The 17,228-nt window shown below is 60.9% G+C and carries 23 protein-coding genes and 1 tRNA gene; 9 read left to right on the top strand and 15 right to left on the bottom strand.

Annotation, left to right across the window (positions count from 1 at the left end):
• Nucleotides 1-75 precede the first annotated feature (75 nt).
• Nucleotides 76-783, top strand: coding sequence for a type 1 glutamine amidotransferase (locus tag N8A98_RS07155; RefSeq protein ID WP_262170272.1), 708 nt, complete (start codon nucleotides 76-78; stop codon nucleotides 781-783).
• A gap of 6 nt (nucleotides 784-789) precedes the next feature.
• Here N8A98_RS07155 and yihA read toward each other — a convergent pair whose 3' ends face one another.
• The 4 genes from yihA to rpmH form a co-directional block, all read right to left on the bottom strand.
• Entirely contained in the window at nucleotides 790-1,434 is a 645-nt protein-coding gene (yihA, locus tag N8A98_RS07150; RefSeq protein WP_262170270.1) for a ribosome biogenesis GTP-binding protein YihA/YsxC, read from the bottom strand.
• A 73-nt stretch (nucleotides 1,435-1,507) separates the two neighbouring features.
• Complete coding sequence (yidC, locus tag N8A98_RS07145) at nucleotides 1,508-3,337, bottom strand: membrane protein insertase YidC (RefSeq protein ID WP_262170269.1); 1,830 nt, start codon at nucleotides 3,335-3,337, stop codon at nucleotides 1,508-1,510.
• A complete protein-coding gene (gene rnpA / locus N8A98_RS07140; RefSeq protein WP_262170267.1) occupies nucleotides 3,334-3,732 on the bottom strand; it encodes a ribonuclease P protein component in 399 nt (132 codons plus the stop codon). Before rnpA ends, yidC begins: the two co-directional genes overlap by 4 nt.
• A gap of 23 nt (nucleotides 3,733-3,755) precedes the next feature.
• Nucleotides 3,756-3,890 (bottom strand): 50S ribosomal protein L34, encoded by a 135-nt coding sequence (gene rpmH, locus N8A98_RS07135; RefSeq protein ID WP_035097870.1) that lies wholly within the window; start codon nucleotides 3,888-3,890, stop codon nucleotides 3,756-3,758.
• 230 nt (nucleotides 3,891-4,120) lie between these two features.
• Here rpmH and N8A98_RS07130 point away from each other — a divergent pair, with 230 nt between their 5' ends.
• The 3 genes from N8A98_RS07130 (at nucleotide 4,121) to N8A98_RS07120 (ending at nucleotide 7,247) form a co-directional block, all read left to right on the top strand.
• Nucleotides 4,121-5,551, top strand: coding sequence for an FAD-dependent oxidoreductase (locus N8A98_RS07130; protein ID WP_262170265.1), 1,431 nt, complete (start codon nucleotides 4,121-4,123; stop codon nucleotides 5,549-5,551).
• A gap of 53 nt (nucleotides 5,552-5,604) precedes the next feature.
• Complete coding sequence (locus N8A98_RS07125; protein ID WP_262170263.1) at nucleotides 5,605-7,035, top strand: sensor histidine kinase; 1,431 nt, start codon at nucleotides 5,605-5,607, stop codon at nucleotides 7,033-7,035.
• Between the two features lie 135 nt (nucleotides 7,036-7,170).
• Nucleotides 7,171-7,247: transfer RNA gene (locus tag N8A98_RS07120), tRNA-Arg, on the top strand.
• Nucleotides 7,248-7,335: 88 nt separating this feature from the next.
• On the opposite strand, the gene N8A98_RS07115 is transcribed toward N8A98_RS07120, so the two are convergent.
• From N8A98_RS07115 to N8A98_RS07065, 11 genes are all read right to left on the bottom strand, one after another.
• Nucleotides 7,336-7,671 (bottom strand): hypothetical protein, encoded by a 336-nt coding sequence (locus N8A98_RS07115; protein ID WP_262170262.1) that lies wholly within the window; start codon nucleotides 7,669-7,671, stop codon nucleotides 7,336-7,338.
• Nucleotides 7,668-8,624 (bottom strand): hypothetical protein, encoded by a 957-nt coding sequence (locus tag N8A98_RS07110; RefSeq protein WP_262170260.1) that lies wholly within the window; start codon nucleotides 8,622-8,624, stop codon nucleotides 7,668-7,670. Before N8A98_RS07110 ends, N8A98_RS07115 begins: the two co-directional genes overlap by 4 nt.
• 11 nt (nucleotides 8,625-8,635) lie before the next feature.
• Nucleotides 8,636-9,715: a tyrosine-type recombinase/integrase gene (locus N8A98_RS07105; protein ID WP_262170259.1), complete on the bottom strand. Its 1,080-nt coding sequence runs from the start codon at nucleotides 9,713-9,715 to the stop codon at nucleotides 8,636-8,638.
• On the bottom strand, nucleotides 9,699-9,938 hold the full coding sequence (locus N8A98_RS07100) for a hypothetical protein (RefSeq protein WP_262170258.1): 240 nt from the start codon (nucleotides 9,936-9,938) through the stop codon (nucleotides 9,699-9,701). The genes N8A98_RS07105 and N8A98_RS07100 overlap by 17 nt, the downstream gene beginning before the upstream one ends.
• Nucleotides 9,935-10,294 (bottom strand): GIY-YIG nuclease family protein, encoded by a 360-nt coding sequence (locus N8A98_RS07095; protein WP_262170256.1) that lies wholly within the window; start codon nucleotides 10,292-10,294, stop codon nucleotides 9,935-9,937. The genes N8A98_RS07100 and N8A98_RS07095 overlap by 4 nt, the downstream gene beginning before the upstream one ends.
• Before the next feature lie 261 nt (nucleotides 10,295-10,555).
• Nucleotides 10,556-10,783, bottom strand: a complete 228-nt coding sequence (locus tag N8A98_RS07090) for a hypothetical protein (protein WP_262170255.1) — start codon at nucleotides 10,781-10,783, stop codon at nucleotides 10,556-10,558.
• Between the two features lie 253 nt (nucleotides 10,784-11,036).
• Nucleotides 11,037-11,711: a hypothetical protein gene (locus N8A98_RS07085; RefSeq protein ID WP_262170253.1), complete on the bottom strand. Its 675-nt coding sequence runs from the start codon at nucleotides 11,709-11,711 to the stop codon at nucleotides 11,037-11,039.
• Nucleotides 11,712-11,719: 8 nt separating this feature from the next.
• Nucleotides 11,720-11,944, bottom strand: a complete 225-nt coding sequence (locus N8A98_RS07080; RefSeq protein WP_262170251.1) for a P-loop NTPase family protein — start codon at nucleotides 11,942-11,944, stop codon at nucleotides 11,720-11,722.
• Nucleotides 11,941-12,270 (bottom strand): XkdD/Y8K6 family phage-associated protein, encoded by a 330-nt coding sequence (locus N8A98_RS07075; protein WP_262170250.1) that lies wholly within the window; start codon nucleotides 12,268-12,270, stop codon nucleotides 11,941-11,943. Before N8A98_RS07075 ends, N8A98_RS07080 begins: the two co-directional genes overlap by 4 nt.
• A gap of 143 nt (nucleotides 12,271-12,413) precedes the next feature.
• Nucleotides 12,414-12,536: a hypothetical protein gene (locus N8A98_RS07070; protein ID WP_262170248.1), complete on the bottom strand. Its 123-nt coding sequence runs from the start codon at nucleotides 12,534-12,536 to the stop codon at nucleotides 12,414-12,416.
• A gap of 138 nt (nucleotides 12,537-12,674) precedes the next feature.
• Nucleotides 12,675-13,406: a LexA family protein gene (locus N8A98_RS07065; RefSeq protein WP_262170247.1), complete on the bottom strand. Its 732-nt coding sequence runs from the start codon at nucleotides 13,404-13,406 to the stop codon at nucleotides 12,675-12,677.
• 444 nt (nucleotides 13,407-13,850) lie between these two features.
• Between N8A98_RS07065 and N8A98_RS07060 the strand changes: the two genes are divergently transcribed.
• The 5 genes from N8A98_RS07060 to N8A98_RS07040 all read left to right on the top strand — a co-directional run bounded on the left by N8A98_RS07060 (nucleotide 13,851) and on the right by N8A98_RS07040 (nucleotide 17,187).
• Complete coding sequence (locus tag N8A98_RS07060; protein WP_262170245.1) at nucleotides 13,851-14,150, top strand: hypothetical protein; 300 nt, start codon at nucleotides 13,851-13,853, stop codon at nucleotides 14,148-14,150.
• 159 nt (nucleotides 14,151-14,309) lie between these two features.
• Nucleotides 14,310-15,122: an ATP-binding protein gene (locus N8A98_RS07055; protein ID WP_262170244.1), complete on the top strand. Its 813-nt coding sequence runs from the start codon at nucleotides 14,310-14,312 to the stop codon at nucleotides 15,120-15,122.
• A gap of 11 nt (nucleotides 15,123-15,133) precedes the next feature.
• Entirely contained in the window at nucleotides 15,134-16,372 is a 1,239-nt protein-coding gene (locus tag N8A98_RS07050; protein WP_262170242.1) for a hypothetical protein, read from the top strand.
• 60 nt (nucleotides 16,373-16,432) lie between these two features.
• Nucleotides 16,433-17,020, top strand: coding sequence for a hypothetical protein (locus N8A98_RS07045; RefSeq protein ID WP_262170241.1), 588 nt, complete (start codon nucleotides 16,433-16,435; stop codon nucleotides 17,018-17,020).
• Nucleotides 17,020-17,187: a hypothetical protein gene (locus N8A98_RS07040; RefSeq protein ID WP_262170239.1), complete on the top strand. Its 168-nt coding sequence runs from the start codon at nucleotides 17,020-17,022 to the stop codon at nucleotides 17,185-17,187. Before N8A98_RS07045 ends, N8A98_RS07040 begins: the two co-directional genes overlap by 1 nt.
• The last annotated feature ends 41 nt before the right edge of the window (nucleotides 17,188-17,228 follow it).

The raw sequence follows: 17,228 nt of genomic DNA, 5'->3' as shown, positions 1-17,228 counted from the left end.
CGTGGCGAGGTTGCTGTTGCAGCACTCCGCCCTTTTCCGCTATGCGGGAGCAAACCTCTCCCGGTGGCGCATCCCATGAAACTCACCATCATCCAGACCGGCGACGTGCCTGTGCCGCTGCGCGGCCAGTTCGGGCCCTATGCCAAAATGTTCGAGCGCATGTTCGACCAGAGCGGGCAGGCGTTTTCCCAGGACGTGGTGGCGGTGTCCGATGGCGCGCCGTTCCCTGAACTGGGTCCGGTGGAAGGCATTGTCATCACCGGCTCGGCGGCGGGCGTCTACGACGATCTGCCTTGGCTCGATCCGCTGCGCGATTTCATTCGCCGGGCCTATGAAGCGCGCACGCCCATGCTGGGGATTTGTTTTGGCCACCAGATCATGGCCGATGCGCTGGGCGGGGATGTGCGCAAGTCCGACAAGGGCTGGGGCCTGGGCCGCCACACCTATGCGGTAACCAGCCGCCCCGGTTTCATGCGCGCGGCGCCCGCTGCTTTGTCGGTGGCCTGCTCGCACCAGGATCAGGTGATCGTGCCACCCAAGGACGCCGAGGTGATCCTGGCCTCCGATTTCACGCCCAATGCGGGCCTCGCTTATCGCAATGGCGCGGCGCTAAGCTTCCAGCCGCATCCCGAATTCCTCGATGACTACACTATCGCCCTGGCCGAACTCCGGCGCGGCAAGGCGCCCGACGCGCTGGTGGACAAGGCCGTGGCCTCGGTCGCGACGCCCTCCGACAGCAAGGATGTGGCAGGCTATATCGGGCAGTTTTTCGTGGGGCGGTAGAGCCCCTTAGCTCTCCAGCAGCATCGCAATTTCAGTCCGCAGCTCGCGCAAACCGTCGCCCTTGACGCTCGAGGTGAGGATGACCTGCGGATGCGCGGCGGGGCGCTTGGCGATAGCGGCTTTGGTCGCGGCAATGACCTTGTCCAGCTCCGGCTTGAGCGGCTTGTCGGCCTTGGTGAGCACCACCTGATAGCTGACGGCGGCACCGTCCAACTCGTTCATCACCGTCAGGTCATTGTCCTTGGGACCATGGCGGCCATCGACCAGCACATAGACCCGGCGCAGCGTGGCCCGGCCGGTGAGATATTGGTGAATCAGCTTGGTCCAGGCCCGCACCTTGTCTTCGGGGGCCTTGGCATAGCCATAGCCGGGCATGTCGACGATGCGCAGGTTTTCGCTCTGGCTCTCAAAGATATTGAGCTCCTGGGTGCGACCGGGCGTGTTGGATGTGCGGGCGAGGCCCGACATGCCGACCAGCGCATTGATCAGGCTCGACTTGCCCACATTGGAGCGGCCGGCAAAGGCGATCTCGACCCGGTCCATCGGGGGCAGGTCGGCAATGCGCACGCAGCCCTTGGTGAACAGGAACGGCCGCGCGAACATCAGCCGGCCGCGTTCGATCATATCGGGCGAATAGTCGATTTCGCTCATTTCGGTCTCACTCAAAAACACTGCCCGCCGGAGGCTTCCGGCGGGCAGTAGCATGGTTTGGCTCTGCTGACGATCAGGACTTGGTCGTCTCGGCCGGCTTGGGCTTGCGCTTGAAGCTGTCGATGATATTGCCGAACAGGTTCACTTCCGCGCCATGGCGCTTCATGATGAACCACTGCTGGGTGACCGACAGGGTATTGTTCCAGGCCCAGTAGATCACCAAACCAGCGGGGAACGTGCCCAGCATGAAGGTGAAGATCACCGGCATCCAATTGAAGATCATCGCCTGGGTCGGATCGGGCGGCGGCGGGTTGAGCTTCATCTGCACCCACATGGTGATGCCCATGATCACGGGCCACACGCCCAGATGCAGGAAGCTGCCAACGAACGGCGCCATGGTCGGATCCCACGGGATCAGGCCGAACAGGGTGAAGATATTGGTCGGATCGGGCGCCGCCAGATCCTGAATCCAGCCGAAGAACGGCGCATGGCGCATTTCAAGGCTGATAAAGATGACGGTGTAGAGCGAAAAGAACACCGGGATCTGGATCAGGATGGGCCAGCAGCCCGAGAGCGGATTGATCTTTTCCTTGCGGTAAAGCTCCATCATCGCCTGCTGCTGGGCCGGGCGGTCTTCCTTGAACCGTTCCTGGATCGACTTCATCTCAGGCTGCACGCGGCGCATGGCGGCCATCGAGGCATAGGACCGGCTGGCGAGCGGGAAGAAGATCGCCTTGATGATGATGGTCACCGCCAGAATGGCGAGACCGAAATTGCCGATAATGCCGTTGAGGAACGTCAGCAGCTTGAACATCGGCCAGGTCAGGAAGTGGAACCAGCCCCAGTCGATCATCAGATCGATGCGGTCAAAACCATATTGCTGCTGATAGGTCGACAGAACCGCTTCTTCCTTCGCGCCGGCGAAGATGTAGCTCTCATTGGTCACGGTCGCGCCGGCGGCAACGACAACCGGCGTTGTCTCGACATAGCTCGATTGGTACACGTCGCGCGTGCCGGTCGGGTTGGACCAGGAGAAGCGCGCATTGAGCGGCGCTCCGGGCTTGGCCAGAACGGCCGTGGCCCAATATTTGTCGGTGAAACCGAGCCAGCCCGACGTCGCCGGCAGATCGATCATCTGATCTTTCTGCATGTCGGAATATTTGCGGGTGACCAGATTGTTGGAGCCCAGCACGCCGGTGGGGCCTTCATGCTGGATGAAGAAATTCTGCACCTTGGGCGTGTCGTGGCGGACAACGCGGGCATAGGGGAACAGGGCCACGTCACCCGCGCCGGTATTTTCCACGCTCTGGGTGACGGTGAAGAGGTAATGGGCATCGACAGCAAAGGTGCGGCGGAAGATCAGACCCGCACCATTGTCGAATTTGAGGGTAACCGGAGTGGCTTCGGTCAGCGTGCTATTGGCGCCATCGAGCGTCCACACCGAATTATTGTCCGGTACCGCAACATTGGCCGAATTGGCCGGAATCCAGCCCTCTTCGATATAATAGGCATGCGCCACGCCAGCCGGGGTCAGCAGCGTAATGATCGGGGATTCCGGATCAACCGTCTCGCGATAGAGCTTGAGCTCGAGATCGTCGAGCCGCGCGCCGGTCAGGTTGATCGAGCCTTCGAGGTCGGCCGTGTTGATCTGGATGCGCTGGGTGGCGGCAATGGCCGTGGCGCGATCGGTATAGGTCGGTGCGCCCGTGGCGGCCGGCACCACGGCACCATCCGAAGTCGTAGTCGGGGTGGCGAGGGCAGCATCCTGCTGGGCTTGCTGGGCGGCCAGTTCCTGGGCCTGCTGGGCGCGGTCCAGTTGCGGCTTGGCAACGAAGAATTGCCAGCCGAACAGCACGACCATGCTGAGCACGATGGCCAGGATTATGTTGCGATTGTCAGTCATTGTCTCGGTTTCCGTGGGCCGCCGCGGCCGGGAGAATGGCGCTGTTCACTCGATCTGGGTTCGTGCACACGCACGATCAAGGCGCCCAGATCGGCAACCAGCTTGGCAAAGGGTTCACTCAGCGCTTCGGTGCGCCCGAGCAGCACATAGTCATGGCCGGGCACAAAGTCACGCGCGCATGCTGTCACAGCCGCGCGAAGTCGGCGCTTTATACGATTTCGCTGGGGAGAATTGCCCGTCTTCTTGGTGACGGTAAAACCAATGCCCGCTTCGGGTGCATCGGTGGCGATAGCCTGCAACCCAAACGCAGAACGCCCGGCGCGATTGCCCCGGGCGGCCCGTTGAAACTGGCTTCGCTTGGTCAGCCGGCGCAAGGCGCCTTCTGGCTGCTTCATGGCCGTCATCCGGCCAGAGCGCCTTAGGCCGAAAGCTTCTTGCGGCCGTCACGGCGGCGGCGGTTCAGGATGATACGGCCGTCCTTGGTGGCCATACGCGCACGGAAACCGTGACGACGGGCACGCACGAGCTTGGAGGGCTGGTATGTACGCTTCATGACATCAGACCGCGCGGGGCACGGTTCCTCTTGTTTGGTCGTTGCTTTCGCAAGAATATCGGACACTCATCATGCGCCAGGCGCCGACGGTGCGGGTTGGTGGGGTCTATAGGGAAAAGCTGGGGCCAAGTCAACGCGCCTGCGCTGCTTTCCCGCCTCTTGCTTGGCGGTTGTCTTCCCTGCCGGATCGCCGCATAAGTCTGCAACGAATTTCTTTTGCCCGGCAGTCCATGGCAGACCTCCAAAATCCCGACATCTGCATCATCGGTGCAGGCGCGCTCGGCATTGCCCTTGCTTTGCGCGCCAGGCGGCTGGGCGCCAGCGTCCTGTTGATCGATCGCGGCGCCGAGGAAGCCGGCGATCCCGCCCAGGGGCGCTTGGTTGCCGCCACCTTCGCCGCCAGCGCCGCACGCGCCCAGGATATCCGCACGGCCGGAGCGCTGGGCCTGGCCCATGCCGAACCCAAACCCAATTTCAAGGCTATTGGCGAGCATGCCAAAGCGCTTGCCGCCAGCACCGCCCCGCGCGACGCCAAAGAGCGGCTTATCGCCCTCGGCATCGATTACCGCACCGGCCAGCCCGCCTTCACCGGTCGCCAGACGCTCAAGCTCGGCGACGCAACCCTTCGTCCCCGCCATGTCATTCTGGCCACCGGCGCCAAGCCCATTGTGCCGGCGATTCCCGGCCTCAATGAGATCGCCTATTTCACCCCCGACACCATTGCCGGCAATTCCCGCAAGCTCAGCCACCTCGTGGTGATCGGCGGCGATGCCAGCGCCATCGAACTGGCTCAAGCCTATCACCGGCTCGGCGCCATGGTGACGCTCGTGCCCCAGGGCGAAATCCTGTCCGGCTTCGATCGCGAGCAAGTTGCCATCCTGCTGCGCCAATTGGCTGAGGAAGGCCCCGAGATCGTTGAGGGCGCCACGGTCTCGGCGATTCTGCCGCGCCGCCAGGGTACCGGTGTCGAACTCACCCATGCCGATGGCAGCACGCACAGCCTTGATGTCTCCCATGTGCTGGTCGCCATGGGTCGCCTGCCCGATCTGGCTGGGTTGAGGCTCGATCGCGCCAAAGTGCGCTTCGACAAAACGCGGCCTGCCTTTCTCCAGCTCAACCCGGACGGCCGCACCACCAATACCCGCATCAGCGCCGTTGGAGGCGCTGCGGGGCAGGGGCAGCCCCATGCCGCAGCCCGCTATGGCGCCATCATCATCGATGGCCTGTTCGGCACCGGCGCCAGCCGACTCGATAGCCAGGCCATCCCCAGCTTCATCCAGACCGCGCCCGGCCTTGCTTCCATCGGCCTTGTCGAAGGCGAGCGTCCATTGCCCGAGGGCACCTTGGTGCTGCGCGCCAGCTTTGCCGAGAACGACGCGGCGCGGGCCCTGGGCCAGACCCATGGCGCGGCCAAGCTGCTCGCCAGCCGCAATGGCAAGATTTTGGGCGCCTCCATTATCGGCCCCGGCGCCGGCGAAGTCATCGCCATGCTGGCTTTGGCCATGGAGCGCGGCATGCCGGCAAGCGCTTTGGCCGAACTGGTCCTGCCTCATCCCAGCCTTGCCGCGGTCCTGACCCAGCTGGGCGAGGCCTTCCTCGCCACCCGGCAGCCCACCACCTGGGGAAAACGCAGCCAAGCGCTGCGCAAATTGCTGGGTTGAGCAGTCCCGGCCGGGGGTTACAGCCCTCTCGTCCTTGCCTATAATGGTTTGCAATGACAGCCGAACGCAGTCTCAAGCCCCGCCGGTTCTCCGGCCTCTCGATCAAGCTCATCGCCACCATCATCGTGGTGATCTTGGCGGTCGAGGTGGTTGTTTATCTACCTTCGCTCGCCAATTTTCGGGCCAGCTGGCTCGATGATCGCCTGCGCGTCGGCGTGGTCGCCGCCCGCGTGCTCGATGCCGTGCCCGATGTCATGGCCCTGCCGCGCGGCCTCACCGATCGTCTCCTTACCTCGGCCGGCGCCAATGCCATCGTCTATCGCCGCGAGGGCCAGAGCCAGTTGATCGAGCTGGCCAATCCCGTCACCCCCGACGTGGTCACCACCGCCGATATGCGCCAGCGCGATATCATGACCCTGACCATGGGCGCCCTCGACACGCTCTTTGCCGGGCCAGGCCGCACGCTGCGCATTGTGGGCGAGGGGAACCTGGATGAAAGCCAGGTCGAACTGCTGATGCCCGAGCGGCCGTTGCGGCAGGACATGCTCGAATATTCGCGCAATATCGTGCTTATCTCGCTGGTCATCGCCGCGCTGACCGCCGTCACGCTCTATCTCCTGGTCAGCCGGTTGTTCATTGATCCGGTGCTGCGTCTCACCCAGAACATGCTGGCCTATCGGCAGGCCCCGGAGAATGCGAGCCTCATCATCGTTCCCTCCAATCGCCGCGACGAAATCGGCGTGGTCGAGCGCGAATTGGCGGCCATGGAAAGTGACATCTTCTCCATGCTGCGGCAGCGCCGCCATCTGGCCGATCTGGGCCTCGCCGTCGCCAAGATCAACCACGATCTGCGCAATACCCTCACCTCGGCGCAATTGCTGTCGGACCAGGTGGCAACGCTTGATGATCCCAAAGTGCAGCGGCTGGCCCCGCGCCTCGTCACCACACTCGACAAAGCCATCGGCTTTGCCCAATCGGTGCTCGACTATGGCCGCGAAATGGCTTCGCCCCCGGTCATGGCGCCCACCGGCATCAAGGCGCTGGTCGAGGACGCCGCCTTTGACGCGCGGCTGGTGGGTCATCCCCATATCGGCTTTAACAACGGCGTGCCCGACGATCTGGTGCTCAATGTCGATGCCGGCCAGCTCGCCCGCGTGCTGCTCAACCTGCTCAAGAATGCCCGCGAGGCACTCGAAGCCGCCAATGCGGGCACCATTGCCACGCCCGAAGTCACCATTTCGGTCGAAACCGGCGCCGGGGAAACCACCATCTCGGTCAGCGACAATGGTCCGGGCCTGCCGCCCCGGGCGCGCGACAATCTATTCGTCGCCTTCGAGGGCTCGGCCCGCGCCGGCGGCACCGGGCTGGGCCTCGCCATTGCACGCGAAATCACCGAGGCCCATGGCGGCAGGCTGGTCTTTGTCGATCAGCCCCAGGGCACGCGCTTTGATATCGTGCTGCCCGCGGCCTTGCGGGCCGACTGATTTCCACAGTCTGGGCAAATTCTGCCAACCGCCCGCTTGCCAACGCCAAAGCAGCCATGTATGGGTTCGCTCGCTTCAGCAGGAAGCCGCCTCCGGGCCGCTTCGCTGATAGCTGCCGTTACCAAAACGGCTTGCGCGCCCTTAGCTCAGCTGGATAGAGCACCAGACTACGAATCTGGGGGTCAGGAGTTCGAATCTCTTAGGGCGCGCCAAAAACATCAATAAAATCAATGATAGTCCGGTAGGCGCTGCGCACGGTTTGCAGATGGTTTGCAAAATCCGTGCGCTAAATGTTCTGGTTTAAGCGGCAGGACGGCGAGAATACCAGGTGGTCGTTGCTAGGCCAGCGATCGAGAAAGAATGCTGGCACATGCGCTCCATCAACAGAGTTGCCAGTCCCTCCGCTTTAGCGTTGAGCGATTCTGCTGTGCCGGGGAAGCGAGGGTAGTTGATGAGCCCGACGCGAACGCCGCTCTCCTCGCCACCCGTGTAGATATAGTCTGCTGGCTCGACGGTGACGCACAGGCCGACATCGAAGCAGTATTCTCGGCAAACCTGTTTTGCCTGCGCGTAATCGCCAGCGATGAAGATGTCAAAACGGATGGTCGGCGCTTCTGTAGTGCTTAATTGCGTCATGCTGCGTCGCTTTCTGGGGTTGCGGTTTCGTTGTCATTGGCTGGAATGTCGATCATGCAGCCGCAGCCGCTATCGCCAGGAAGGAAGTCGAACTCGGTCTGGGCAGTTACGCTCGCGGCGAAGCTGGAGAGGGTAAGAAGTTTTTTCGAACCATCACCGCTGCGGTCAGTAAGCATTGAGACTGGTTTGCCGATGAACTCGGACAGTTTCTGCTCCATCATGGCGTCATAGGCGAACCGTTCCGGCTGCTGACGCAGGCGATTCAGGTAGTGGGCGTGGCCCGCCTTGATGCAGAAGCCGCCGCAGTTGTTGTGCATGTAGCCCAAGCGGTAGAGCCGAGGTCGATCTATGCCAGCGTCAGAGAGGTAGCCGAATGGGCCGAACTCTCCCTCTCTGGTGCCAAGAAGCGGCGCCTCATACTTCCACCCGTCCGCTGCCATGCGGGCGGCGAGGCGATGGTATCGGTGGGCCTCATGCGGCCCAATGCCGATCTGAAATACAGAGGTGGTAGGATCACAGTTCTCAACTCTGTAGGCGTCTAGCATCACTCGCTTCAGGGATTTGGAGCACGGGTCGATTCGACTGTTGCCCAGAAACCTGCCATCGCGGAAAACTTCCCATGGGTCCCGGCCGTCAGCCAGCCAAACTAGCTCCGGCAGAGCCGACGTAATTTGTTCGCGCAGATCGGCAAGGAACGCTCTCCAAATCGGGTTGCCGGCATATGTCGCAATGTCGAACTCGCCCTCTACCCGGTAGTCTGGGAAGTCGTCGGCGCTCGGGATTGGCCAATTGAGCCTGCGTCCCAATAGATGGGCAACACCTTCGATGAGAAAGCGGTAACAATCGGCATCCTCGTAGAGCGTATCCGCGAAGACAAATCGATGATCGTCCGATGGATGTGCCGCCATGTCTACCTTTGCGGCAAGCCATGAACCCGCACCGCCGCTTACCATGTGATATCGAGTCACTCTGTCGCCCCCTTCGCCATCCCCGCCTCAAACTTCGCAATCGCGTTCGTCGCCATGCCGCTGGTCCGCGACAGATACTTGTCCAGAATTTCCTGAGCTCGCCGAAGCGAGTGCCCAGTGATCGACGCCACCTCGGCGACGGTGCATCCGGCTTCGAACAGCATCGTCACGGTCGTGCCGCGGATGTCGTGGAAGTGCAGCCGCAGTTTCGGGTCTGCCGCCAATCCTGCACCCTCATCACCAACCCCTGGCAACTTGGCCGCGACATACACATCGTCCCACTTTTCGGCGAAGTAGCGCTTCTGGAACGCGCGTTCGGTCTTGGTGAGCAGGATCAGCGCACCCCGGCGTGGCGCAGCGTCCAGCGTCTTCTTGAGCGCCACGGTGCACGGCACGCGAACCTCGCGCCCAGTCTTACCCTGGCGGAGCGCAATGGTCTTTCCGTCGTACTGCGTCCAAGCCAGTTTTCGGATGTCCGCCTGCCGCTGCCCGGTATGGAGGGCTAGCACCATGGCAAGCTGCATCTCCGGTTCGGCCGCACCCATAAAAGCCTCTACATGATCGGGCAGCCAAATCATGTCCGACCGATCGCCATCGTAGGCCCGGTCAAAAGTCTCGAGAACATTCTTGGCCAGGTCGGCGTCAGTCGCGGCCCACGACAGAATGCGCGCCAGGATCGTCACGCGGTTGTCCGCCTCGCGCGGCTTGTCCTCGGAAAACTCGTCGTGCCACTCCAGCACCCGCTGGCGGAACGATTTGTGGGACAGCGTAGCCAACGGCACGGTGCCATACTTTCCGTCCCAGAACTTGAAAACGCGGCGGTATTCCTTCTGTGTGCTCTCCGCCAGTTTGCGCCATTTGGCCGTCTTTTCGAAGTCGCGGATAAGACCGGACAGTGTACCTTCCTGTCGGTTGACGATGAGTTTTCCGGCCGCAGCGAACGAAGCAGCGAACGAAGCCGTGCCTGGCTGCCCCTCCAGCTTCGTTCCGGTGGCGCGGTGATAGAAATGCAGTTTGACGGTGCCGTCGGCGAGGGTCTTCTTGACGCGATTGACGCCCTTATACCTTGCGTGCATTTTCGCGCTCCCACTGCTCCATCGGATCCGCTTCAACGTCGATCGCCGTTCCGGCGATTGCCTTTAGTATGGCGTCGCGACTCCAGCGTCGCGTTCCCATAATCGCCGGCGGCACGATACCGCGGCGCACCCACCCGTCAAAGCCAGACGGAGTCAACTGGCACATCTGTGCGGCTAGGCTGCGCGTGAGCACGGCTGGGTAGTTGTCATTGGCGGGCTTCATGCTGCGCTGCTCCGTTCTGCGAGGATGCGCGGCAAGTCATCTGGGCAGCCTGCGTCAACCCACTCCTTCAGTGGTCCAGAAATCTCGAACCACTCATTCTCGATGTGATACTCGATGAAGTGACGATGAAGCAGAGTTTCTAAGTATGGGCCGCCTAAAAAACTGGCCAGCGTAGTGGTTGGCTCCAACATGAGCCGTCGTATCTCGGCTTCGCGACGCCACAGACACGATGAGTAGCCAATCTTGACGCAGTTGCAGCACCTGATGACGTAAACCAGCTGTGTAAAGTCTGGCACGTCATCCTGGCTGCACGCCATGCCTACCACCGGGCGCTTGTTATCATTTGCGGCTTTCATGGCGTGATCCTAGCGCGGATGGCGGCAGAGGCGGCAACTCGGCCCTGCCCAAATGGAGATGTAGCCTTGTCAGAATATCCGCCTGATGCCACCTGCGCACACGCTTCCCGTTCGCGTTCTTCCCCGCGCTTTTCAGCGGCGAGGATGGCGCGGGCGATAGTCGGGCGAACGTCCCAAAGCTGCCCAGCCTCGTAGTCAATCGCAATCCTGAGCTCCGGCTTTTCCGCCTCGTCCCAAACTTCCTGAGGGCACCAATCCGGCTTACTCATCTTCCCGTCCCTCCGCTGCGGTGATAAGGGCGAGGAAGTGCTTGCCGACAGCCATGGGCTTGCCGAAGTGTTGAGGGCTTATGCGCTGGTCTCCAGGATCGAATGCGCCCCATCCGCCATTGTCCATGCGATTTGCGAACCCGACGATCTTTCCGTCAATGATGACCCGCCAGCAATCTGGGTTAGCCCACTCCACGATCACGCCAAGGTTCTTGCTCATTCCGCCTCTCCTGTGGTGTTGGGGAGGGCGGCGCGGTCATGAAGCCTCCGGTAATCGTCAAGGCCCATGAGGGCGATGCGCTCGACTGTCCAACCCTTCTTCCGCTGCTCGGCCCACAGGATATTGTAGGGGCCAACATGGCGTTCAATTGCACCCTTCCTCGTGTAGCTCAGGGAGGAATGGTCGACATATCTCCGCTTTGAGCGGTGATTGGGCGGCGAAATAACAGCCCAGGTAACCGTGTCCATCTCCCTCATGGCTTGTCACCATTAAGGGCTGCGGTTAGGGCGGCGCGTAACGCTTCTAGAGTGCCTTCCCTGGTGAAAGTGTCGTCAGCGTTGTCAAACGCGTCTAGGGCACGCTCCACCATATCCTCGCTCACCACCCCTGCCTTGGGATCTGTGAGGGAGGGATAGAGGGGTGTGGATATCGTGAAATAGGAGGGATCGTAGTCGCGCCCTTGAACGCCAAACACATCCTCAGCGCTCGTTTCGACCGATACAACCTCTTCTGGACCGCCATCTCCCTTATGGAGGACGTGCAGCCACGCCACCGGCTGTTGCCCACCCGTACCGCTGTCGAGGGCGATGGCGGAGAGGATGCGAACCAAGACCAGCACCCCTTCATGTTGCGCGGCTATATCTATGTCCTCGACCACATGGCAGTTATCGAGCAATATTTCGATTTCCCGGACAATCTCGCTCACCCCCTTGCTTCCGTCCGATACGCTATCTGACGAGAGGGAGCGGAGGGAATGCCTGCGGTCATCGGCGTATTGTTCCAGCCAGTCGGCAGCGGAGTGCGAAGCGCCATCACTGCGCTGCCGAAGGTCGCTTATGACAGCGGCGATGCCGTGAATAGCGCAATCGGGGTTTTCACCGGCTACCTCAGCGCAGGTACAGGTCGCCCGGCTTGCAGTCTTATCCATTGAGTTGGTCATGAGCGGCCATCGGCTTTGATCGTTGCGGTGAAACCTTCATAGTCGGCCGGCGAAAGCATCACTCCATCAGCTTTGAGAGACGGCACACGCATCAGACCAAACATTGCGTAAAAGGCAGAGCGTTCTTGCGTGGTCACGTCCACCACTTCCTTGCCTTGCAACCAAATCTGCGTACCGTCTGGCACCAGTTTATTGCTGGAAATTCTTAGTGCCCCGATCATGATGCGCGGCCTTCAGCTTTGGCGATTGCGGTTTCCGCCGCCTGACGGGCGACCGCCAGTTCGCTTTGACGAACCGACGGATCGTCTATTTCCTCCGCAAAAAGATAATCGCGCAACGCCTCCAGAAGATCAGGTGCGGCGGCGATCAGCCGGGCATCTTCTCGCGAGTGGGCAAACCCAATCTCTGTCCCGTCCTCGCGATAAATGACGATCATGGCATCATGGGGATGGGAGACCGGCTCCCCATCACCGTGCCATGGTCCTTCGGTGTGTCCTGTATGCACTTCACTCTTCTCCGCCGTCACGCGGCTTGCTGGGGTGGTCATGCTAAAATCTCCAAAAAAAGACCGGGCCGTAGCCCGGCCAGTTTACAGGGGAGGTCAACCAAATTGAACGAAGCCGTAGCTCGATCAAAAACCCCGCTCACCATGAGCAGGCCGGTTGCTACCTAAAGTAGCAACGGGTCCGATCACGCTACGCCGAATGCGCCAACAAAGATGGCGGCCAGCAAGGCAATGAACGCCAACGTGGCGGCGAAGTCCCGCATCAGATCACCAACTCGGCTTGGGCTTAGTCCTGCACGTGTACGCATGGCTTATTTCCTTTTCTCTTGAGAATAGAATAAGCGCATACGATTGTTTGGTCAAGAAGAAAATAAGCGAATACGCTTGCTTAAACAAAAGAAAAAGGCGACCCGAAGGCCGCCCTCTTGCCGTGCTTACCCGCAGTACTAGTCAGCAAACACCAGGGCGGCGACAACCACGCCAGTAATGTGGACTTCGCCCTTCCTGCTCTTGTAGTCGACCGGAGCCTGGTGCTCCGGATGGTCGGAACGCGGCCAGAGCCACTTGCCGCCTTTTTCGTCGATGACAAACTCTTTCAGCGTGGCTTCGGTCATGCCGTGCTCGTGCGACATCACCATCACGACCTGCCCAGAGCGCGGCCAGCCTTCAACAGCGTGAATGGGCGCGACATAGACGATCGATCCATCCGGATAAATCTTGTTCATGGACTCGCCGCGCACGACAAAACCCTGCAGCGGCACGTGCTCGTACTTCTTCGGCACTGCTACCAGCACGTCGTACTGGTCTGACATTTCAATGGTTTCGCGCCAGACGCCGGCTGCAATCTCACCAATGACCTTCACACGTCGGCCGGCAGGCATGTCGGTCATGGCGCCAATGCCAAGCAATTCGTTTGGAGTAACGCCGAGCACCAGTGCCAGCCGTGACGCCTGCGTTGCGCCGGGCAGGTCAATGCCGAGCTCCCACTTGGATATGGTGGCCTGGGCGACCTCAACCTTTTTAGCGAGTTCAGCCTGGGTCAATCCGGCCTGCTTGCGCAGAAGCTGTATCTGCCGAGCCGTATGCTTGTTCGGCCCGCTTAGCTGGCGGGGAGACCGCACGCGGGTCTTCTTTTCTACTGTGGTGGGCTCTGCGCTTGGCGTCTTTGTGGTGGCCATAATCGTCCGTCCTATTATAGGGCGCGCCGGTGTCCGCCGGCCTGCCATTGTTTTTGTTCCCACAATGCGTTTACGCTTATTGAGTTACGGTGTCAACAACAAATAAGCGCATAATGTTGTTGCGTCCTGCAAGCGAATCCGCTTATTCTATTCGTCATACCAGAAGTGTAAGCGCATACGAGGAGGCCCCATGCGTGCTGACTACGGGGAGTCTGCAGTTAGCAGGCATGAAGACGAAGTTGAGGTGCGCTGCATTATGCGCGTGCCGGGAGAGCCAGACAAGGAAGTGGTGGCACGAATGCCCGAGTGGGCGGTGCCGAGGAAGGGAGGCCGGAAATGAAGCTTGAGGCAGGACGGTATTATAAGACGCGGGATGGTCGGAAGGTTGGGCCTGCTAAGCTTGCGGAATCGCCAAGCGAGACTTGTCATTGGTCTCTCGGACAGATGTATCTGTACCAAGACAACGGTATTTGTGCGGGTGGCGGGCATCCAGACAGTAACCTCGTCGCCCTATGGGAAGACGCAGGCCCCGTCCGCACCGTCACCCGCAAGGAAATCGTGCCGGGCGTCTATGGCGACATTCTGGTCGACCGGACAGCTAACGACGGTTCGCTCGTGCTGCTCGGCTTCAAGTCAGCTAGCGGCATCTTCCCGCGGGTTAGATCGAACTTCAATTCCGCCGAACTCACCGCCGCAATCGCGACGCTGACCACCATCCGCGACGCACTTGACGAGGTGGCGTGATGGGTGGGCCTTATTACTATCCATTCAGCACCGTTTATCTCGCCACCCACATTTCGCGCCTCAGTCGCGGCCTGGTCGTCATTGGCCTTGCCGCGATTTGTTGGGTGCTTGTGATCGGGATTGCAGCGCTCATCGTCAACCTTTTCTGAGGAGAAACCCATGGCTTTGGACTGGTCCAATCTGAAAAAGGCGGAGGATACCGACCCGCCCATTTGCACCTTCTACGCAGGTGCAAAGAACGGCAAGACTACGCTGGCGAGCGAGTTTCCGGCACCGTACTACTGCCGCACCGGTGACGGCGAGCAGGCGCCAAAAGGCGTCAGTATGATGTCGTTCGGTGTGTCTGAGTCCTATACCGACGTGGCCGAACAGATCGAGTGGATGCTCGAGGCGGAACACGAGCAGCGCACATTCGTGCTGGACGCGCTCGACGGCCTCGAATTGTTGATCAACGCCGAGGCGTGCAAGCGCAATGGCTGGTCGAACATCGAGGATCCCGGATTTGGTCGCGGCTATGCTGCCTCACAGCAAATCTGGCACGAGTTCATGAAGTTGTGCCTACGCCTCAAGCGGGCCGGGTTCTATGTGGTCCTCATCGGCCACGTGAAGGCCAAGACGGTGCCAGGCGTGCTCACCGATTCGTACCCGCGGTACATGCCGAACCTTCGGGACGACGCCATTGGAGCGGTTGTCGACGCCAGCGATTTGATCGGTTTCCTGCACCAGCGGGTTTCGATCCAGAAGGAAGAAGGCGGTTTCAAGAAGGTCAACAAGCGAGGTGCCGGCTCTGGCGATATTCAGATTGCCGTCCAGGAGCGACCTGGGTTCATTGCCGGCAACAGGCTGAAGATCACCAAGCCCATCCTGCCGTTCAAGGAAGGCGAGGGGTTTAAGGTTCTCTCGCAGTATTTCCCCGGCGGCACGGTGTCGGCTGTGGCTGAAGACGACGAACCCGCTGAAGAAGCGGCATAGAGGAGACGAGCATGGCAAAGTACGGAATTGGCGCCAGAGTGCGCGACGACGGAGGTGACGAGGGTGTCATCGTCGATAAAGCGAAAGGGCTGCGGTTCGTGAAGTATGACGAGCCGCAGTACGGCAAGCTGTGGCAGCCGAAAGATAATCTGACCGCACTGCCAGCTAACGACAACATTTGCCCCGAAACAAGCGAAACCGCTTATACTGGCGGAGATGTGGCGCAGGTAAGCGCTTGGGTGCCACTGAAGACTGGCGACCGTGTCCGCTACATCGGCGGGCGCGGGCTTGCCGCCAACGCCGGAGCCATTGCCACAATCACCGCTGCATTCGATGGCGAATACGAGCGTGTCGAATGGCTGCGTGACGGCAACGACAACGGCCAGTCGGACGGCGCGTATTGCCCTGGCAATTTCGAACCCGCACCCCTGACCATCGAATCCGGCAAGTTCTACCGCACCCGCGACGGGCGGAAGGTTGGGCCGATGGAAGTCACCGAAATTCCTTGGACCGACACACATGGTGATACGTCTGCCTTTGGGGGGAGGTTGGACGGCCACAAAGACCATTACACCGCGAACGGCTTGTGGCTGACACGCTACGGCGAGGACCGCCCAGAAGACCTCGTCGCCGAGTGGGTCGAACCAGCCATTTTGACACCCAACCAGGTACGCGCTGCTGACGACCTTCCACCAGTTGCTGTTGCGGAAGCAACTGCAACGCCTGCCTATACGGTTGGCCAGAAGGTGCGATGCGTCGAGGACTATCCCGGAGCTTTTACTGTCGGCAAGGAATACATCATCGCCTACTACGACCCGCATGGCGTGCCGCGCATTGGCGTGACAAAGGCCGATCACGGTGGTGCCAATGGAATTTCCGCCCGTCACTTTGAACCCGTCACCCCTGAACCCGCCGGTCCGCCGGCGAAGTTCAAGGTCGGGGATCGGGTGGTTTCCGTGAACGACAGCGACGGCTCGTGCATCGTTATGGGGAACACCTACACAGTCACCGCTGCTTACCCCGATGGCTACATCGAGTTCGACGACGAAGATGGCGACAACCGATATCGGGACGGGGCGGAATACGCTCTAGCCCCATCCATCCCCGTCGGCGCCACCGTCACTTTCACCGCAACCGGCCGGCTGTCCGCCTACACCACCGACGGCCACGCGCAGGTTGTGTTCCCCGGCCTCACGCCCGGCCAGAACAGCTTCGCGCTGCCTGCCAAGTTTGTAGCGCTGGCAAACTAACATCGGCAGCCGCGCTCTGCGGCTGGCCACCATTTACCCACCACCACTGAGGAGCCACCAATGGCAAAATTCGGATTTAAGTACGAAGTCGACGTCGAAGCCACGGAGAACCAGGGCGGCAGTTTTGAACTGCTCCCTGAAATGTTCGCCCGCCTGGAAGTGAGCGCATGCGACCTGGAAGACACCCAGGACAAGAAGGGCACGCAGGCCAAACTTGTGGTCGACGTCATCGAGCCGGAAGAGTTTGCCGGACGCAAGCTGTGGTTCTATTGGACCATCGATCACGCCGACGGCAAGGTCGTCAACAAGGGCTTCGGCTACGGCAAGGCCCAGTTCGATCGTCTCTGCCGCGCAGTCGGTGAAGCCGAGCCCGATGACACCGACGAAATCCTGTTCAAGCCTTTCGTTGCCAAGGTCGGTATTGCGAAGGGCAAGCCGGACGGTAAGGGCGGCATGTACAAGGACAAGAACCAGATCGAACGCTGGTTCTACACCGACGACGACGCCAAGGAGCCGGTGCCAGAGCCCGGCGTTATCGAGGGTGGCGCCAAGCCTGCCGCGGCGAACGACAATGCTCGTCCCGCAGCCGCTGCAGCGCCGGCTGCCAAGCCTGCGGACAGCAAGCCCTGGACGAAGAAGGCAGCGTGATGGGCTGGCCACAGATCACCATCATTGTGCTGATCGCGCTTAGCGTCGGCATCAACCTGGCGATGCACGGCAAGCCGCGCACGGGCACACACAACGTCGGATATTCTATCCTAGGTTCCGCCATTTGGCTCGTACCGCTCTACTACGGCGGCTTTTTCACGGCCTAACCCCCAGCGGGCGCTACGGCGCCCGCACCTTCCCCATCCAT

The organism is Devosia neptuniae (assembly GCF_025452235.1).
GTDB lineage: Bacteria > Pseudomonadota > Alphaproteobacteria > Rhizobiales > Devosiaceae > Devosia.
Note: the sequence above shows the minus strand (reverse complement) of the source record. Positions and strands in the feature narration are given on the sequence as shown.